The organism is Vreelandella sedimenti, from assembly GCF_013416325.1.
Taxonomy (GTDB): Bacteria; Pseudomonadota; Gammaproteobacteria; order Pseudomonadales; family Halomonadaceae; genus Vreelandella; species Vreelandella sedimenti.
The window spans coordinates 46755-63811 of sequence record NZ_JACCGK010000008.1; the positions used below are offsets into that span (position 1 = coordinate 46755).

At 48.5% G+C, this 17057-nt stretch carries 9 protein-coding genes; all 9 read right to left on the reverse strand.

The genetic code is table 11. The features are described from left to right. Positions 1-94: 94 nt before the first annotated feature. Positions 95-1081 carry a PD-(D/E)XK nuclease family protein gene (locus HZU72_RS10300; protein ID WP_180091720.1) on the reverse strand — a complete coding sequence of 329 codons (987 nt, stop codon included), beginning with the start codon at positions 1079-1081 and terminating at the stop codon, positions 95-97. A 122-nt stretch (positions 1082-1203) separates the two neighbouring features. After that, a complete protein-coding gene (locus tag HZU72_RS10305; protein ID WP_180091721.1) occupies positions 1204-2994 on the reverse strand; it encodes a GmrSD restriction endonuclease domain-containing protein in 1791 nt (596 codons plus the stop codon). A gap of 118 nt (positions 2995-3112) precedes the next feature. Next, entirely contained in the window at positions 3113-4516 is a 1404-nt protein-coding gene (locus HZU72_RS10310; RefSeq protein WP_180091722.1) for a tetratricopeptide repeat protein, read from the reverse strand. Beyond that, complete coding sequence (locus HZU72_RS10315) at positions 4513-7275, reverse strand: NERD domain-containing protein (protein ID WP_235976065.1); 2763 nt, start codon at positions 7273-7275, stop codon at positions 4513-4515. Before HZU72_RS10315 ends, HZU72_RS10310 begins: the two co-directional genes overlap by 4 nt. A gap of 34 nt (positions 7276-7309) precedes the next feature. Continuing rightward, positions 7310-7897, reverse strand: coding sequence for a BREX-1 system adenine-specific DNA-methyltransferase PglX (locus HZU72_RS10320; protein ID WP_235976066.1), 588 nt, complete (start codon positions 7895-7897; stop codon positions 7310-7312). 86 nt (positions 7898-7983) lie between these two features. After that, the gene (locus HZU72_RS10330; protein WP_180091723.1) at positions 7984-9699 is read right to left on the reverse strand and encodes a LeoA/HP0731 family dynamin-like GTPase; all 1716 of its coding nucleotides are present in this window, start codon (positions 9697-9699) and stop codon (positions 7984-7986) included. A gap of 14 nt (positions 9700-9713) precedes the next feature. Then, positions 9714-11810 carry a GTPase gene (locus HZU72_RS10335; RefSeq protein WP_208458033.1) on the reverse strand — a complete coding sequence of 699 codons (2097 nt, stop codon included), beginning with the start codon at positions 11808-11810 and terminating at the stop codon, positions 9714-9716. A 74-nt stretch (positions 11811-11884) separates the two neighbouring features. Beyond that, on the reverse strand, positions 11885-15496 hold the full coding sequence (gene pglX, locus HZU72_RS10340) for a BREX-1 system adenine-specific DNA-methyltransferase PglX (RefSeq protein WP_180091724.1): 3612 nt from the start codon (positions 15494-15496) through the stop codon (positions 11885-11887). Beyond that, complete coding sequence (locus HZU72_RS10345; protein ID WP_180091725.1) at positions 15493-16956, reverse strand: AlbA family DNA-binding domain-containing protein; 1464 nt, start codon at positions 16954-16956, stop codon at positions 15493-15495. The genes pglX and HZU72_RS10345 overlap by 4 nt, the downstream gene beginning before the upstream one ends. Positions 16957-17057 lie beyond the last annotated feature (101 nt).

The window sequence follows — 17057 nt, forward strand, 5'->3', positions numbered from 1 at the left end:
CTACTCATTAACGACAACGCTTGCGTCAGTGTATGACATCGGTCTGCTAGCGGATGTCAAAAGGGACTCTATTTGTCGGAAACTGAAATCCTGCCTATTTGACAGGCTCGGGAGCTAAACTTGTCAGCAAAGCTTTTGCTTGGTTGATCAAGCGCACGGTAGCATCCAGATCCACATGTCCATTTTGATCAGTTTGCCGAAAATCCTCACCGTTAAAAACGGCGACAACCATTGATTGACCATTACCAAACCTGGCCGGCTTTTTGGTTTTCAAGCCAAAAGCCTCTGAATGCTGAACAATCTTATTGAACCACTCACGTCTTAACGCTGCTCTCTGAGTGACATCCGGCACATCAATTCGGAAACGAAGCTCTCGGTTGTCCACCAACTGAACGTGCAAGATATCCTGAAAGCAGCACCAAAACCCCAGAAACCCGCCAGACTGGTTTGGCACATAGCCCCAGTTGCCTTCACCAAGTTGCTCCTTGAGCGCTTTGTAGAACCCTATCCAAGCGTACCCATCCCATTTCTCGAATGGCTTTGTTCGATAGGCTTCTACCCGCGTATCCCAATGCTGCAGCCACGCTAAATAATCGTGAAAAATAGCGTTGCTTGTCCCTGCTTCTGCCTCTAGCACGTCCAGAAAATTACGCCGTGAGAACGGCTGAAATCCATTACGATAAATGGCCTTGTAACAGGTCTGGTCGCCTGTTTTGAAGTATATCGCCAGAGTATTATCGGGCTGGTAACCCCTGCCTTGAATGTCGGCAAGGTACTTAACCAGCTGGTTCGAGTGAGCTTCTGTGTGCGTCTTATCCTCAATTACAATCGCAAACGTGCCATCAAGCACGCACAGCACATCAATATTCTTGCTCTGGCGCGTTACGGTAACTTCGGTAAAGTGCGGAACCGGCTTGCCATGTTTTGCGAAAAATGCGGCGATAAGCTTTTTGGCACAACCATGAAGTTGGGCATCTACTGATTCATATCGCAAATCGGCCCAAGCCAGCAGCCACGCAATAAAGGCGTCCTGCGATAGCTCTGTCGTGGCAAACGAAAAAATATTTGGTTTTTCGGTCATAGCTGGTTCAACTGTTGTCATATTGTTGCTGGAGATTAGTTGTTCATTGTTGACGCGGAAGTAAGCCAACATTGCACTAAAGCGAGTAATTAGCTCGGCGAAATTTATTTTGAGCTAGGAATTCACAAAGCCTCATAGTAATCACGGATCATCTGCGCCATCAGCTTGCGACGCGCAGCAAGAAAATCGCGGTAATTGTCAGCGGTGACGGTGTCAATAAAGTCCGGTATGGCGTTCTCTATCAGGTTAGCTTGAAGGTCTGTCAGATTAGTAATTTCACCTAACGATAGCTTACCGGTGTCGCATTGTGATTTCACCTTGGCCATATAGGTCTGCGGAGGATGGTCTTTAATAACGATATTGATGGGTGTTTCCGTCAGCGCAAAATTGGCCACCTGATTGTAGTCACCCTGTTTCGGGAAGCCATTCTTAATCAAATAATTCTTAGGGACAATATGGTGCATATCACCATGCCCTTCGATCATCTGAGCAACATTTATCGACTTCGACAAAAAACCACGGCCCCCCTTACTCACTAGCGCTGCTAAGTAGATTTGGAACGCTGGACTACGCTTGCTAGGTGATACCAGTTCCTGCAGCAAAGCCACTTTCCAAAAACCATCGCCAAGCTCAGATTCTTCCAGAATGCGCAGGTAGCCATCAGCGCCGTGTTCGCTAATGCGTCGTAGGTCGGTTTCCCAGGTTGATTCAAAGCTGCCCACGGCACGGCCAGTGAGTAGCGTCATCACGAACCAGCGTTTGACGATACGCGCCCGCTCCCCCTCGCTCAGCTGATCGTCGTTGCGCAGCCGCAAATACAGCGCATAGGCAAAGTTCAGCGCGTTCTTGGAGCCAATCATGCTAGCGTCGATAAAGCCCGCCGACTTGATCATCATCACAAAGCGTTCTAGATGGGTCTTGCGCACAAGTTGATCTAACGCATTGGAAAAGCGCTGGTAGGCATCGGGAATGCGGCTTTCATCAATCTTACGGGTTTCCGGATCCAGCCCGGAGAGTTCGCTGACAATTGCTCCGGCCTTGCCCCGGCTAAACCCCACCAAGCCCGCAATGCGGATCACATCGGTATATTCCGGCTGAAAAAGCTCATCCGATTGACGTTTGAGCCACTGGATTTTTTCGAGATGCTGGGAGGCGGCAAACTCTTCGTCGTTCTCGCGGATATCGTCAAAGGCATGGCCAGAGACAGTCAGGTGACAGAAATAATCAATCAGCTTGCGCAGGTTACGCCCTTCATCACCGTAGGTGGCAATCTTGCTCATCACAAAATCCGCGCTGGAAAGCGGCACGCCTTTGGCATTAATACGCACAAAGATCTCCGCAACTGTTTCTACATCCAAATCATCGTTGAGAGAAATCACCCCGACCTGCGCATGCTCAATACCCGCGAGCTTTGCTACCGCCGACTCAACCGGCCCTTCATCGGCATCGGGATTTTTTTCAAAATAACGTCGCAAAAATGTCAATTGACTGGTTCCCGAGAACAGCTCGCTGATATCGTCAATCCACTGCCGGCTATTACTGATCGCTGGCGTACGTGTGGCGAACTCTTCAGTCAATGGGTTGAAAGAGATAACAATGCTCTTCTTTTGATATCGCTTACCCACTACGGGTTGGCCAGCAATAGCCGCTCGCAGAGCGGTAACGCGCTGCTGGCCGTCAATCAGAATCTGCTGATGCGCCGCTACGTCGCCGCCTTTCAGCTTGGCGCCTACCGACTGCCAAGTGATCAGGTAGCCCACCGGATAGCCGTTGTATAACGAATCCATCAGGTCGCGCACCTGGGATGTTTTCCACACAAATGGCCGTTGCAGCTCCGGGATGGCAATCTTATCGCTGCGCACATCCGCCAGCACTTGGCTTACTGCGGTCTGTTTTACTTCGTATTTGGCCATGCCTGGTCCTTGTCGCGCTTATATTGTTGTCGGATAGCTTTATCCATGTCACCTAGCGCGCATAAAGCTTTCATAACGACTTGATCTTAGATGCGTGTGATTTTGCCGGATCGTGACGCTAGCCATCTTTAGAGTGGAGACTAATAGCTCTCCAGCCATACTTGTTTTTCGCTTTATCAAAAGCTGCTACTGCAACGCCCTTCGTTTGGCAGTTATCTGGCAGTGTCGATGCCAGCGCAGCATGAACAAATATGTCGCCACTCACAAAGCCAAAACCTCTCTCGGTGATGCTCAGTGTGCCATCAAATAAACGAATATCCGGGGATTCAAAATGGTCGCCAACCTTCACTGAAACTACTTCAGGCTTATCTGAAGATAAATCGCAGAGCAGCTCAAGGGGTGTGCCTGGCTCGGGAAAACTACGTTTGGGAAAAACTCCTTTCCTCGCAGACAGCGTCATATCTCGGGATACGTAAATATTCGCGCCTTTTAAAGAGGCATGAACATTTTGCAGAATGCCGGCATAACGCTCTGGCTTGGCAATGGTGTATTGCTCCGCACCTGCCGATAAGCTCCGAGTAATTGCATCAAAGTCACTATAATCAATCGAGGCGTCGTACCAGGGGGAGGAGGTCAACTCCAAGATATTATCCCGGGGCGCCCATCCATTCTGGCTGTATATCTCCAGGAGCTTGCTCAGTGCCTTGGATGCATTATCATCCGCTCCGGTCTCATGGAATCGCTCGGCGATCTGAATCAGGCCCTGGATACTGAATTTCGGGTCATGGGCAGAAGATAATCCATTTGCCAGAAGTTTGATTGCAACGTACGGCTCATCTTCATAAGTCGTCGCTAGGCCGAACCAGGCCCATGACTCACTGCGTTTACGATGAAGAACCGTCAGATATGCGTCTCTCGCCCTTTGCAGTTCACCGGCCTGCAAATAGACTCTGGCCTTGTCGTACGCCAACCAGACCTTTCCTGCAGGTGAATCTTCCGCGACCTCTTCAGCATATTTGATAAACGCTACGATCCGAGGTGCTGGCAAGGTGCTTCCTTCAGTGTTAAGCAGGTTACGTGCAGCCACCATTCTGGCCAGCTTCTGAACGGTGCTGGGTGATTCGCCTTTGTCGGTAACAAAGGGCTTATGGTCGTCAGCCTTAAATAGCTTGCTCCCAGCCATCAAGATGAAGGAACAGATGGGCTCACAAAACTTTCCGGTCTTGTTGAAAAGATTCCATAGCCTGAAGTCAATGTTATCGCTAGGTAGGGTTAGCTCCAGATCAGATATGCGTGACGCCCACAGGTCGATCTCCTGCTGTTCGGATGGTCGCGGAGTATTGATTTCACGTGACTTGATAGGCTCCGTTATCAGTTTCAAGGCCGCATAGATCACCCAGAATAGCGATGTTTTCAAGAATTCATTGTTCTTATCCTGCTGTAACACCTGGTAGCCGGCCTGCCAGGCTCCCTCGAAATTATTGTTTGATTTGAGCTCCCTGATATCGTCAAAGATACTCATGCTAGGGCCTCCATAGCATTGGTGAAGCGAGTGATTGCCCGTTCTGATGTCGCTCGGCTAATACGTATAGAGCTAACCATACCGCGTTTGTCTGCGTTGATATGTACATCCACAGCGTCTTCGCCTGCTACAAGTACCATGTGAAGGAGATAATCACTTTCGGTTACATGAGCAAGGCTGAAACCATGAAACGCCAGTTTTTCTAAAACTGCATCAAGGGCATCTTGCAGGGCGGAGCTTTGTGCATGAAATGGCTCACTAACAAGCTTGTCAATGGATGCTTGATCTTCTGGATTGCCGCTGATGAAGACCTTTGTGGTGATGGTTTTCTTCTTGTCGTAGTGAAGCCGTACGGCGACATCAGCTTGCTGATCGCGCTCAATGAATTTTATTACCACCTGAAATGTATTCTCGTTCCACTCTCCAATACGCCATGCTGATTTCTCAAGGCGCTCGTTCAAAGCCAGCAGCAGGGGCAATAACTCGGTATCGCTAAACCCTGGGGGCGGAACAATGGATGCTTCCTGCTCTTTCGGTTGCCGAGCAGAGTCGTAGAACAGTCCTGCATTGACGGCAAACGGCCCTACTCGGAGATCATGGGCTCGGCTAAGAGTGGCGTAAATCAAGGGTGTGAGCGCAGGCATCTGTCGGACGACCAGCTGTTCTTCAGCGATGGTAGAAGCAGTATATAGCCAACGAAAATAGTCAGCATTGTTAGGTTTCCCACCCGAAGAGCTGCGGGAAGCGTTCACCCACACGCAGGGCCAATGTCGCCCCTGAGCTCTATGCAGCGTCATTACATGCGCAGGACGAATCAGAGCAGCAGTAGCATAACCCTGGGCTTGGAGAATCTGGTATTCGTAACGGTCATAGCTTGCACGGGCTTCCGCGTAGGCCGGATCCTTCTTATCTGGCAGCCTTTCCTTCCGTTCAGTTAGCAATGGCTTGGCAAGCTGACGGGCCAGTACCTGTAATGCAAGCACTTGGTCTGTGGTCAGCTCAGGACGTTCTGCTTCGTAGAAATCTATCAGATAACGGAACGTTATCTCCCCCACACCGGGTAAACGGCAGTGAGCAAGCTGGAAGCGCAGGTAGGTAGGCTTGCTTCTTCCGCGTAACTGCACACTATGTGTTTCAATACCCTCGTCAACACCGTCAATAAGCGCTATTTCGCCAGCACTTATCCAGCGCAGTTCAGAGCTCGCCCAAGTCTCGGAATCAGCAGTAATGATCGGTGTACGGTTGTAGAAATCGACCCTATCCCTGATACCCAGTCGTAATGGGCTTGTGTGGCCCAGAATTCTAGTTTTGACAGCAGCGTTGATTTTGCGGTTTTGTTCATGGGTGGCACAGAGCAGGATAGATTCCGCGCACACATTACTGACGTCTGGCTCCCAGTTATTCTTATTGCTCTCATCCTGGATCTGCAATCGTTTTCCGACAACACGGGGCAGAGAGTTGAACCGGGTGTTGATCAGGCGGCTGACCAGATGGGATTGAAACTGACTTAATGCATCTTGCGGATCAGGCACAACCTGCTCGGACAATAGATCCCCCACTACAGACAGCTGCCAATGTTCCAACAAGCTATCGGTCATCAGGCTACGCTGCTTTGAGCCACGCGGAGTCTGGTATGGGTCACCGATAACCACAAAAGGGGCTTTGTACGACTCAATTACTGACAGGAAATCCTGAATCAAGTGACCAGAACCATAGCGCCTGTCGGTTACCTTGAACTCTTCGTCACTCAGCAGGTGCGCATCAACCAGTACAGGAATCTGGCGTGGCGACAACAAGCCTTCCTTTATTTTGTGAATACCGATTTTGCGGTCATTTATGACCTCAAAATCGTCTGGTTCACGGCTATATAACCAGGTGTATATTGAGGTGGATTGTGCCTGCGAATGATGATAAGTGCCGGAGAGCCGCACGCTGGGAATAAGCAGCAGCACTTCGTATCCAGCAGCGCCAATTTCCTCTACTACATGGGGAAACAGGAAGCGCTTGCCCGTTGAAGCCATGCCAGCTAAACGGAATAAGCCGGTCGCACTCTGCAACCACTGACGTAGCTGCTGCAGGAGCGCGCTTTGTTGATGTGTGAGGGCAACTTTTGTGCTCGTATCTTCCAGCCCTTCTCCCAGTAGCCTCACGTCGGGTACGCCAGCTGGTACATAGAGTTCAATACCCAACTGCTTGATCATTCGCTCGATACCTGCCGGAGGCAGCGAGATTTCCTTGCTTACGATGGCGTCTAGATCCCTAATAAGCCGACGTTCATCAGTGATATAAAACCAGGGCTTGATGCCACCGGGCAGGTGGAGTGCGTCAAACACTACCGCTCCCTGAAAAGCGACCAGTGCTGCGGTATGGCGCCAGTTACAAGTGGTATTTAGATCAGCCATGTTGCGACTAAGAAAGTCGATCAGGGCGTGTTTGTTGATTGTAAGCTGGCGTAGTGGGTTAACGCTAGCACCACCTTTCACTTCCACACTGCGGCCGGACTCATCGGTCATCATCCATGGTCCGCTTTCAGAAAACGTCAGGGTTCCGCTGAACGCCTTGAAATCAATAATGATCAGCGCGTTGGGCTTTATGAGCAGCGCATCCAGTTCCCGGCCACCAACGTAAAAATTGGCTAACAAGTGCCAGTCTTGATTGGTGGACAGACAATGCATGCTGAGAGCATCGTACAGTCGATCAAACGCCTTGTTTTCATGCGTGTGATCAAACTGCCTGCCGCGATATGCCTTCAATGCCATCCTTGTAATTCCTTATTTTGAGGCGAAAGCATTATTAGCCTGCCTTTTCGCCAGTCACCGCCTTCATTTCGGCCAACAAATCCCCAAACTTGCCATAGTTCACCTTCACCCCGTCATCCAGATCCAGCGAGATACGTTGGTCGGCATAGTGACGCAGCTTCTCATCGAAGGTGTGGAGTTCGGCCTGCTGCTTGTAGAGCTTGCTCAGTTCTTTTTCGATGCCCTTGGCTTCGGCGGCGGAGGTGCTGGCGCCCTTGTCCTGCTCCAGCTTCTCCACGTAGCTGGCGAGCTTAGTGGTGAGCGGGATCACGTAATCGGTACGCATCTCGGCGAGGGTGCTTTCGTTGTAGCGGCGAATGGTATCCAACAGCCAGTCTTCCTCGGACGCGAGTTCCGCGTGAGGGAAGTAGAGCAGCGTCGGCGCCTCTGGCTCATCCAGCTCCAGGCGCATTTTTACGCCCAGGGTCGACTCCCCCGCCATATTGAGGATCTGCACACCATCGAGTGACAGCTCGGGCAGCGCATCGGCAAAATAGCCCGGGGCGTCGTACCAGAATACAATCCGATGCATGTCAGTGAAGAAGGCGTACTGAAGCCCCTGCTGGAGTTGGTCGCGCTGCATCTAGCCTCCTTGCCGATTGAACACAGTAAAGTTGATTACCGCCAACATCACGGAAGCAGGGATGAAAAACTCAATAAGGCAGCTCTTCATGACTCATAGGCGTTCTGGATTTCCTTCCGGAGGGCTTTGGTCTCATTTAAGAGTGATGTGATTTCCTCAGACAAATCCGAGCTGTTTTCAGCCTGACTTCTAATTTCTTCTAAAGATTTATCGATTTCACCGGCCGGTTCTAAAAAGGCAGAGGCAATAAAGGTTAAAACCTGTTCGTCAAAAACATTTTTTGTGCTCTTTGCATACTCTCGAAACCCCTTACGAATATCACGCCTAATTTGCAAGATTTTTTTCTCTTGCTCAGCTTTTTGGTAATCATCAAGGATTTGCATGCCAACACCTAGAACTGACATTGCTGGGCCAAGAAATTTTGCTCCTTTGCCGATTTTATCGGCAATTTTCACGGCTTCCCATGGACCAAACTTATAGTTGAACAGCTTCCCAACGCCTTTTACTATGTCGTGAAGTTGGCTACCCGAGACTCCCCCTAAACCGGACTTACCAGATGCGCTTATTGCACTCTTAGAAACAACAGAGAACCCCTTTTCTGCTGATGTTAAAAGGCCTTTTGTAAGCGCATTGCTTAGCACTAATGGATCATTACTTGAAAAACCACTTAAGTCATTTTCGCCTGACCTTAGGTCAAATTCTTTAGCTTCTCTTAGAGCCTCCATAACTTTGATGGCCGCTGGTGTTGTAGCAAGATCTGCCAGCTCTTTTTCCAAGTCTTCAACGGTTTCAATAGAAACTTCTTTAATGCTCTCCATTGCAGAATCTGTAAGTTTTTCACACTCATATATTGCTTGATCTTGAGACCTTTGAAATTCGTCAGAGTCACTACCAATGGAGTCAGCAAGTTGGTTACCATTTTCTATAACGCGAACATCAAAATCGTCAAGGATTGCTCGTACTTTCTTTTGATAACCACGCTTATTGCTGTTGAAAATTCGCTTATATTGACTCAAAACACTAACAACACCTCTACTCAAAGGGTTGTCAATAGTCAAGCTATCAACTCTATCTTGCAATTTATTTTGATATGCCTGAAGTGGCGTGGTAAGTCTTGAATAGATTCCTTTTCTTGCAACAAAGCTATCAATTTCTTTAATAAATCCATCACGATTTGAGATCGCTATTAGCTCTTTGTGTTCTTCTTCATCCTCTTCATCTAAAGCATCAAAGTAGGACTCTGCATCCGTAAAAACAATAGGAAAATCTTCTGGTATTTTTGGTTCTAAAACCTTCGTTATTCCAGAAATCTTTGTTTCTTTGTTGGCCGCATCGCTTTCGAATTTGTTAATGATTATCATCAACTCATTGGCTCGACCTTTTTCGAAACAAAGGTTCCGGAAAGAAGCGCCCACGACATCATCAAAAAGCTCATTGGTGATTACATAAGCAATGAGATCTGCTCTATCAATTGCATCAAGTGCTTTTACATCGTGGTCTTCACATTGCCCTGCTAAAATACCTGGTGTATCCCAGATTGATAGAGAGTTGTATCTGTATTCTGCAACAGAGTCGGTTGTTACACCTGCGCCAATTTTTACACTGTCGTTGCTCGTTAGCATCTTTATTAAAGAAGACTTTCCTGCGCTATACTGCCCCGCAAATACTATGCTAAGACGCGAGGAATCCTTATCTAAGGTTGATAGATCCCCGTTACCATCGACACTTCCTAACAATTTGACTACACGACCGCCAAGTTCATCAACTTTATTTGTGAATATGCTATAAAAAATGTCAGTCATTTTCTTACTCCAGGTTAATCGCTAATAATATTAATTTGGCATGAACAAAGGGCGGCAACCATTTTTATTCTTCTATGGTCTTTTCCAATAACCTTGCCCACGTTATCTTTCTTTACACTGATTTCAACAGATTTCTCATCGAAAACACTAACTTCTTCAACAAGACCGCGGTATAGGTGTGAAATCTTACTTTTTATATCTTTATCATATACTGCTCGTACATTTTCTCTCATTGCCAAGCCCAATGACCGCAAAAGCGATGAGTCCCTAAAATAACCATCAACGATGAAATAGCACGCATAGCCAGGGACTCTGACTATTTTTTTCACTCTGGGAATTTTAAAGTGCTCGCCAGTTATGATAAATGCAACCTTATGCAATAGTCTGATATTTATCTCTTGAGCCACATTATTTATTTTTTCTTCTTTTTCCTCAAGGTTTTGGGAGATTTCTTTTATGGAATGGCATAATACAAGCAAGTTGTTTTTAGCCGGTCTAACCAACCCTTGCTGGATGTCATTTTTAAACCACTGCATGAGGCTTTCTTTTATTTTAGACTTCCTTTTTTCAACCTCTTCACGAAGGCTTTTTCTCTGATTTGATTTTGCTTCCTTAAGTTTTTTATCTCGGCTATCAGAAAAAAATGAAAAAATGCTAAACGCAATAGCAATGCCAGCGACAGCCCATCCCACAGGGTTCCATGCATTCAAAAATGCAACAGAACTAATAACAGATGTTATCGCGGCACCCCATCCATTTATTCTTCGATAATCTGCTTCGTCAAAGCTCCCGCCTTGATGTGAAATTTCAAACGATAAAGTGATGTCTAAGCTTTCCTTCATTTCTTTTTGAAATTCATTTATCTCGTCTGAAACTTCTTCTACAATATCTTTAGTTGCTTGCTCAATTTTATGAGGTATATTGAATTTCTTACAATGTATTTCCCATTGTTTGCTTGGGCTCTTGCTTTCAATGTGATCGTCAACAAAATCAGCAATTGAGTTAACAAGAGGCTTGAAAGCAGAATCAACCTCCTGAGCTAATCGCTTTGGTAAGTCACGCTCTACCTTAGACTGCCATTGAGACACCCTACCTAAACTTGATTCGTACTGCTCAAGCAATTTATCAAGTCTATCACGCTGACTGAGCAGAATAATTCTCTGTGTATCAATATGATGAAGAGTAGAATCTAGAAAAGTTTGCACGCGCCTTACAGGGCCGCTAACTTCCACTTCTTTCTGGAGTTTCTTTAACAGCAAATCGATGTTGCTTAGTTCATGTAGTTGCTTAGACTCTTCTCCCTGCATCTTATTAGCGAGGAAGGCTGATTGAGCATGAATGGCAACTACACTTATATTATTTGGATTCATTCCAGCTCGACTAGCCAAATCTTTTAATCTTTCAACATGACCATCTATAACATCTTCTTTATAGATATATTTAGCTGGATTTTTAAGCGCTCTACGCCGATTGCCTTCGCTCTCTAAATCCTTCTTCATATTCATAACAAATATGAGAGGCTTATTTAACTTATAAACATGCTCAAGCTCAGTAAAAGTAGTATCTTGGATACTGTCACTATTTAGTAAAAACAGTACAACATCCGATAGCTCCAATATCTCCCTTGCTATCTCAGTATCTTCTTTTCCGTCATAAGCCCCAAAACCTGGAGTGTCAATAATTCGTAAATTATTCCATTCATATTCTTTTACATCGCGTGTTGTTCTCTGCGCTCCCTTTCCTATTGTACTTCCGTCGCCATGAGTGATTGCTTCTCGTATAGTGCTCTTGCCTGACATGGTTTTCCCAAACAACATGACATTAAAAAAACCCAACCTTTTTTTCTGGTTTTTCAGACTGTAATTGCGCTTTTCTTCTAATGCTTCGTATTCCTTATCCAGGTCATCCTTGATACTCTGAAGGCCAACTCTAAGCTCGCTAGTTGTGGCTAAAGAACCGCTTGCATAATCAACAACTCGCTTAAGGTCTATGCTCAAATCATTTATTGTCGTGTCACAACGACTGAGAAATTCTTGAGATGCTTTGTATTCGCTGCCCGCCATCGTTCGGCAACTATCTAGTGATGCTAGATATTTTTGATACGCTGTCACTATAAAACCTCTTTTCTCATGGCCTTGAATGCCTGAATAATCAAGTTATAAGGTTCTAGATAAAAGAAGATGAACTATGCATCTTTACCAACCACCGCCTTAACCTCCGCCAACAAATCCCCAAACTTGCCGTAATTCACCTTCACCCCATCATCCAGATCCAGCGAGATACGCTGGTCGGCGTAGTGACGCAGCTTCTCGTCGAAGGTGTTGAGTTCGGCTTGCTGTTTGTAGAGCTTTCCCAATTCTTTTTCGATGGCTTTCGCTTCGGCGGCGGAGGTGCTGGCGTCTTTGTCTTGCTCTAGCTTTTCTACGTAGCTGGCGAGCTTGGTGGTGAGCGGGATGACGTAGTCGGTGCGCATCTCGGCCAGGGTACTTTCGTTGTAGCGGTGCAGGTAAACCAAACACTCGAAGGCTTTCTGCTTGCCGGAGGAAAACAGCCAGTAGATAGGGCGTTTTTTGTAGGTGCGCAAATGGTCTTTGAAGAACTGGGTGCTGAGGTAGCGGCGGATGGTTTCCAGCGCGGCCTCGCCTTTCTTGGGCTTGATGGCCTGCAGGCAGAGGCTTTCGGCGACAAAGTCGAGGTTCTCTTGCATATGTTCCTCGCCCCAGACAGTGCATACGAAGTCGCGAAAGCGGTTAGTGGCGTCGTCGGGAAACCATTCCTGATCGGTGAGCGGGATAATGGCGTTTTTATCTGGGGCGAAGCTGGGTTCGGGGATCTGGGCGAGGTAATCGCGGACGGTTTCGCCCTGGCTGGCAAGAATCAGGCCGGGCTTGTCCAGCGAGTAGCGGCCCATCATGCAACCGATGGAAAAGCTTGAGAAACTTTCCATTAAAAACAAATTTTTTATTTCGAGATCGTTAATTTCATAAGCAATATTGTTATTCTCAACCACCTCTCCAAGACCGAAATTTTCAATATAGTAATTGTCGTTCTCTCGCTCCAAGCATGCAATAGTATTTAATATCGCTCCAAGCCTTTCTTTATAATAATTAAAACCGCTTCTTGCGTCTTCCGACTTTACGATCTCATCAAGACCACGAAAATCGTATGAAATTTCTTGTCTGTCATATACAAACTTTGCGTAGCCGACTAGCTTGGAATGAATAGAATCGTTATATGAACTAGGGAGTGGAAGTTTTGAAACATAGCCCACCTCAAGCCCAAGAGTTGGGTTTATTAATGACAAGAGCCTCATGCATGCCGAGCTATTAAGATATGTTAGAGGACTTTCCTGATCTTTCTGTGAAAATATTCCTGGCCCTTTGCTCCCAAAAATAAATCCGACCCCATACTCTCGGAATGTCGGTTTTCCTTGGGCGATTACCGTCCATGTTATTCCCGGCTTAAAATAGTAGCTGACATTTTGAATCTGTCTTGATGCGGAGCCATACAGCTTAGAATTAAAATCTATAATCTCCTTGCCCGAGCCCTCCCAGTTTATTACATAATCGTTGTTTCCGTACCATTTTTTTGCACCACCACCTTTATTGAAAGGTATCCACTTTTTGTTACTATCGGTCATTTCTTCGTGGGATTTAATTCCAAATCCTATTTTATTAAAGCTCACTTCGGGCCAGAATTTTAAAAATCGATCGTTATCACTTGTAATCAACCCTTTCTTTGCCTTGAAAATATCGCATAAACTTGGACAGTCTTTGAATATTTGTATTTCTCTCTGTGTTGCCCAGTACGAAACTGGAGCTCCTGGGAGGGAAAAAAAGTCTCCTTGCGATATACTGTGGAACGCTTCATTTTTTCTTAATAGCTTGTTTTTCTTTATATCTTCACCACCCTCTGTAAGTCGAAAGAACGTAGGGATATAGTCTTTTAGCATCGTATTTTTGATCACCCAGGCCGTAGACTGGACGACTTCCCCAGATATCTGCCCGAATGCTCTAGATCCTAAATGGGCCATCGTAGAAATTGTTTTATTTTCCAAGATGTACTTCCTAAGACCTTCATAGGTGGACAGGAACATCCACGAGTGCATATTTATCTGAGCGTTATGGCCACCGCAATTTAGAAGCTCAAAGGCATGCTCCATAAAGATCGCAAACAGATCTGACTTGCTGTTGGGGTAAGCTTTTTTGGCATAATACTTCAGCGTCTTGTTCATGCCTTTACTGCCCATATAAGGCGGGTTAGCCACCACAGCGTCGTACCGCTGCGACAGTACCCAGGCTTGCTGCACCATCGGCACCAACCGCTGAGCGGCGGCCTTTTGCATCATATCGCCGCTGTTGGTGAGTTCGCTCAGTTCCTCCAGCAGTGCTTTAAGCGACACTTCCCATTCATTGGGCACTTCAATCAGCGAGCCGAAAGTTTTGGCTTCTTGGAAGCGCTCAATCAGGTCGGCCATCAGCTTGTAAGTGGTGTCGTTGCTGGAAAGATCTTGCTGCTCGTTATCAAACAGGCTTTGGGATTGGCCCTGGTGCCAGTCGCCGGTTAAGTTCAGGTCGCGCCATAGGGTATTGGCATCCAGTTGCTGGCTGCTTTGCATGGCCAGCACGTTTAGGCGCACGTTGCGGGTGAGAATGCGGCGGTCGTCTTCACGGGCTTTCATCAACAGCGCAAAGCCCGCCAGCTGGGCGGCGCGGTCGTCGATATCCAGTCCGAACAGGTTGTTTTCCAGAATCAGCTTGGGAATGTCGCGGGTGCGGTAGCCGCGCTCTTCGTAGATCGCCTTCAGCACGTTGTAGGCTTCCACCAGAATATGGCCGGAGCCGCAGGCCGGGTCGAGCACCTTGATGGTTTCAGGGTCGAGGCTGACCGGAGTGATGGCATCCAGCTGAGCCTGTACCTCGGGCTCCTGCTCGGCGGGCTCAATGTAGTACGGCATCTGGCCTTTGAGTGGCGAGCCTGGGTAAGTTTGCAGCCACTGGCGGCCTACCGAGTTCTGCACCAGGTATTGCACGATCCAGTTGGGGGTGAATAGCTGGGTGGCAGCGGGAATGTCCTCGCTTTTCACCACTTTACCGATCACCTGGTCTTTTTTCTCGCTGATGTAGAACTGGTAGAGCCAGCCGATCACTTCTACATCTTGCCAGTCTTCCTCGGGAATCGCCTCGACCAGCTCACGGATCAGCGAATCCGTTTTGGTCAGGTTATCTGGCAGCAGCAACTCGCTGGCGTCGTCCAGCGGTTCGAACAGGAATGGCATGGCCTCATGCAGGGCGTGGCACTGGGCCAGCAGCAGCTCGCGGTAGAGGGTTTCATCCTGAGTGCCGTCGAGCTTGAGTTCCCGCACGCGGGCGGTGTCCAGCCCTGGCAGGTCTACCTCTAAGCATTCCTCCAGAATCTGGAACTTACCGGCTTCGCCCCCTGCCCCACTCAGCACGCGGCGGCCGTGGTCTAGGTAGCCGTGAATCTCCATATAGCGAATGGCGCACAGGCGGTTGAACCAGCTATAGGCGGCCTGCTCTATCGCTTGGGTAAAGCCATCGCGCTGCACCCACGCGGCCAGCGCTTCCCGTGCGCCTTTCAGGTGGGCGGGCACGGTGTGGGTTTGGCCATCCTGAGCGGTCATCACCAACACATCGCCCTTTTGCTCTAGGGGGGCAATCACCACACCGCCTTTGCCATCCGGGCTAATGCCCACCCGGGCCGCCTGACGCATCATGGTGTCGATAAAGCGGGCGCGGGCCTTGGGGGCGTATTTTTTGATGTTGGCGGTGTTCATGTTGGATCCTTGAAAGTATCTTGCAAAAAGCGCTGGCCTTTAGCCGTTAAGCGGTATTGTTGAAGGCGGCTATTGGGCTTTTCGGGCAGCGTCATTTCGATAAGCTGCTGATTCTGCAACCACGTCATTTGCCTTTTCAGCTGCCCCGAAACGCCCTTGTGACCAAAGGACTTGGCAATCTCGGCTTTACCTAGGGGCCGGTCGGCAAGGCATTGAAGTATTCTATCGGCCAGACCTGACTCGGGCCGTGACTCGGGCCGTGACTCGGGCCGTGACTCGGGCCGTGACTGAGTCACTCCTTGGCCAGCATGCAGCTGTTCAAGCGGCACAATAAAGCGCAATCGGTTGGCCACCTCCTCAATGCGCGGCTCTGGCAGCCCCTGGGCGGCGGCCTCGGCAAAAATACGCTTTACGCCGCTGCCCCACTGCTCAATCAGGCCAAGCTCACGAAATACGCGGGCAATCACTGGGTTGCGAATCATCGAAACGCCGCGTTTCATGTCTTCAATCGTCATGCCGGGCATCAGTAGCCCTGGGCTTTCAATCTCGATACGGTCGTCATAAAACGCAATGCGTATGGGGCTGCCGCGTTGGGAGTAGTCGCTGTGTACCAAGGCGTTAATAATCGCTTCACGCAGGATGGTCAGCGGGATACTCCACACATCGCGGCGACGCATGGCGCCAAACTCTGCCTGCTTGAAGGCATGTTTTTTGAGAAACAGCTCGATGTCATCAACCGCCTGGGGTAACGGCGCGTGAATATCTGTCTGGTCGAAAATCTCGACCTTATCGTTACCGCGAAAACGCCCGCACTGAATCCAGGCATCTTCAAAGTGCCATTGGCGCTCGCGGCCAAACAGCAAAACTCCGCCCACGCTGGGTACTAGGCGACCTTGATACGAGACAATTAGCCGTAACGTGCGAAGCTTATTATCATCAAGCAGTTGTTCGCTGCGAAAGGCTTGCTGTATGGCGTTTTGGTCAAGGTCGTCACGGCTCAGCTCGGGCATGGGCTGAACGTCAAAGGTGGTTCCGCTCGCTTGGCGCTGCATTTCCTGGATGAGCGCCAACCCCGCCTGCCGATTGCTGGAACCGAGCCGCACCAGCACACCGCTTTCTTCGCCAAGCGCTTTGAAAAAGTGTGGGCGTGCGCTACTCAAAAACACCTCAATACACACCAGGGTATGTTCGCCCACGCTCACCAGTTCAATATTGGGTAATAGCCGAGGGTGAATGGCATCCGCTATCATGCTGGTCAGGCGCTCTTCCATATCCAGCGGATCATCCACGCCTAGCACGGTGCCATCATCGTCAACACCAATGATCAACTGGCCACCGGCCGTATTGGCAAAGGCGACCAGTGTTTTCATCAGCGGCTTAGGCGATGATAGGTCGCGCTTGAACTCAAGCTGCTTACCTTCTGGCTCGCTTAGGCGCTGTTCAATGGTCGCGGTGGTCATAGGTGCCTTGTTGACTTTTCATATTTCTTTCCGCTTCGCTGTCCCGCGTCCTAGGACACGGGACGGCAGTGAACAGGCATATTGGTCGTGTCAACAAAAAT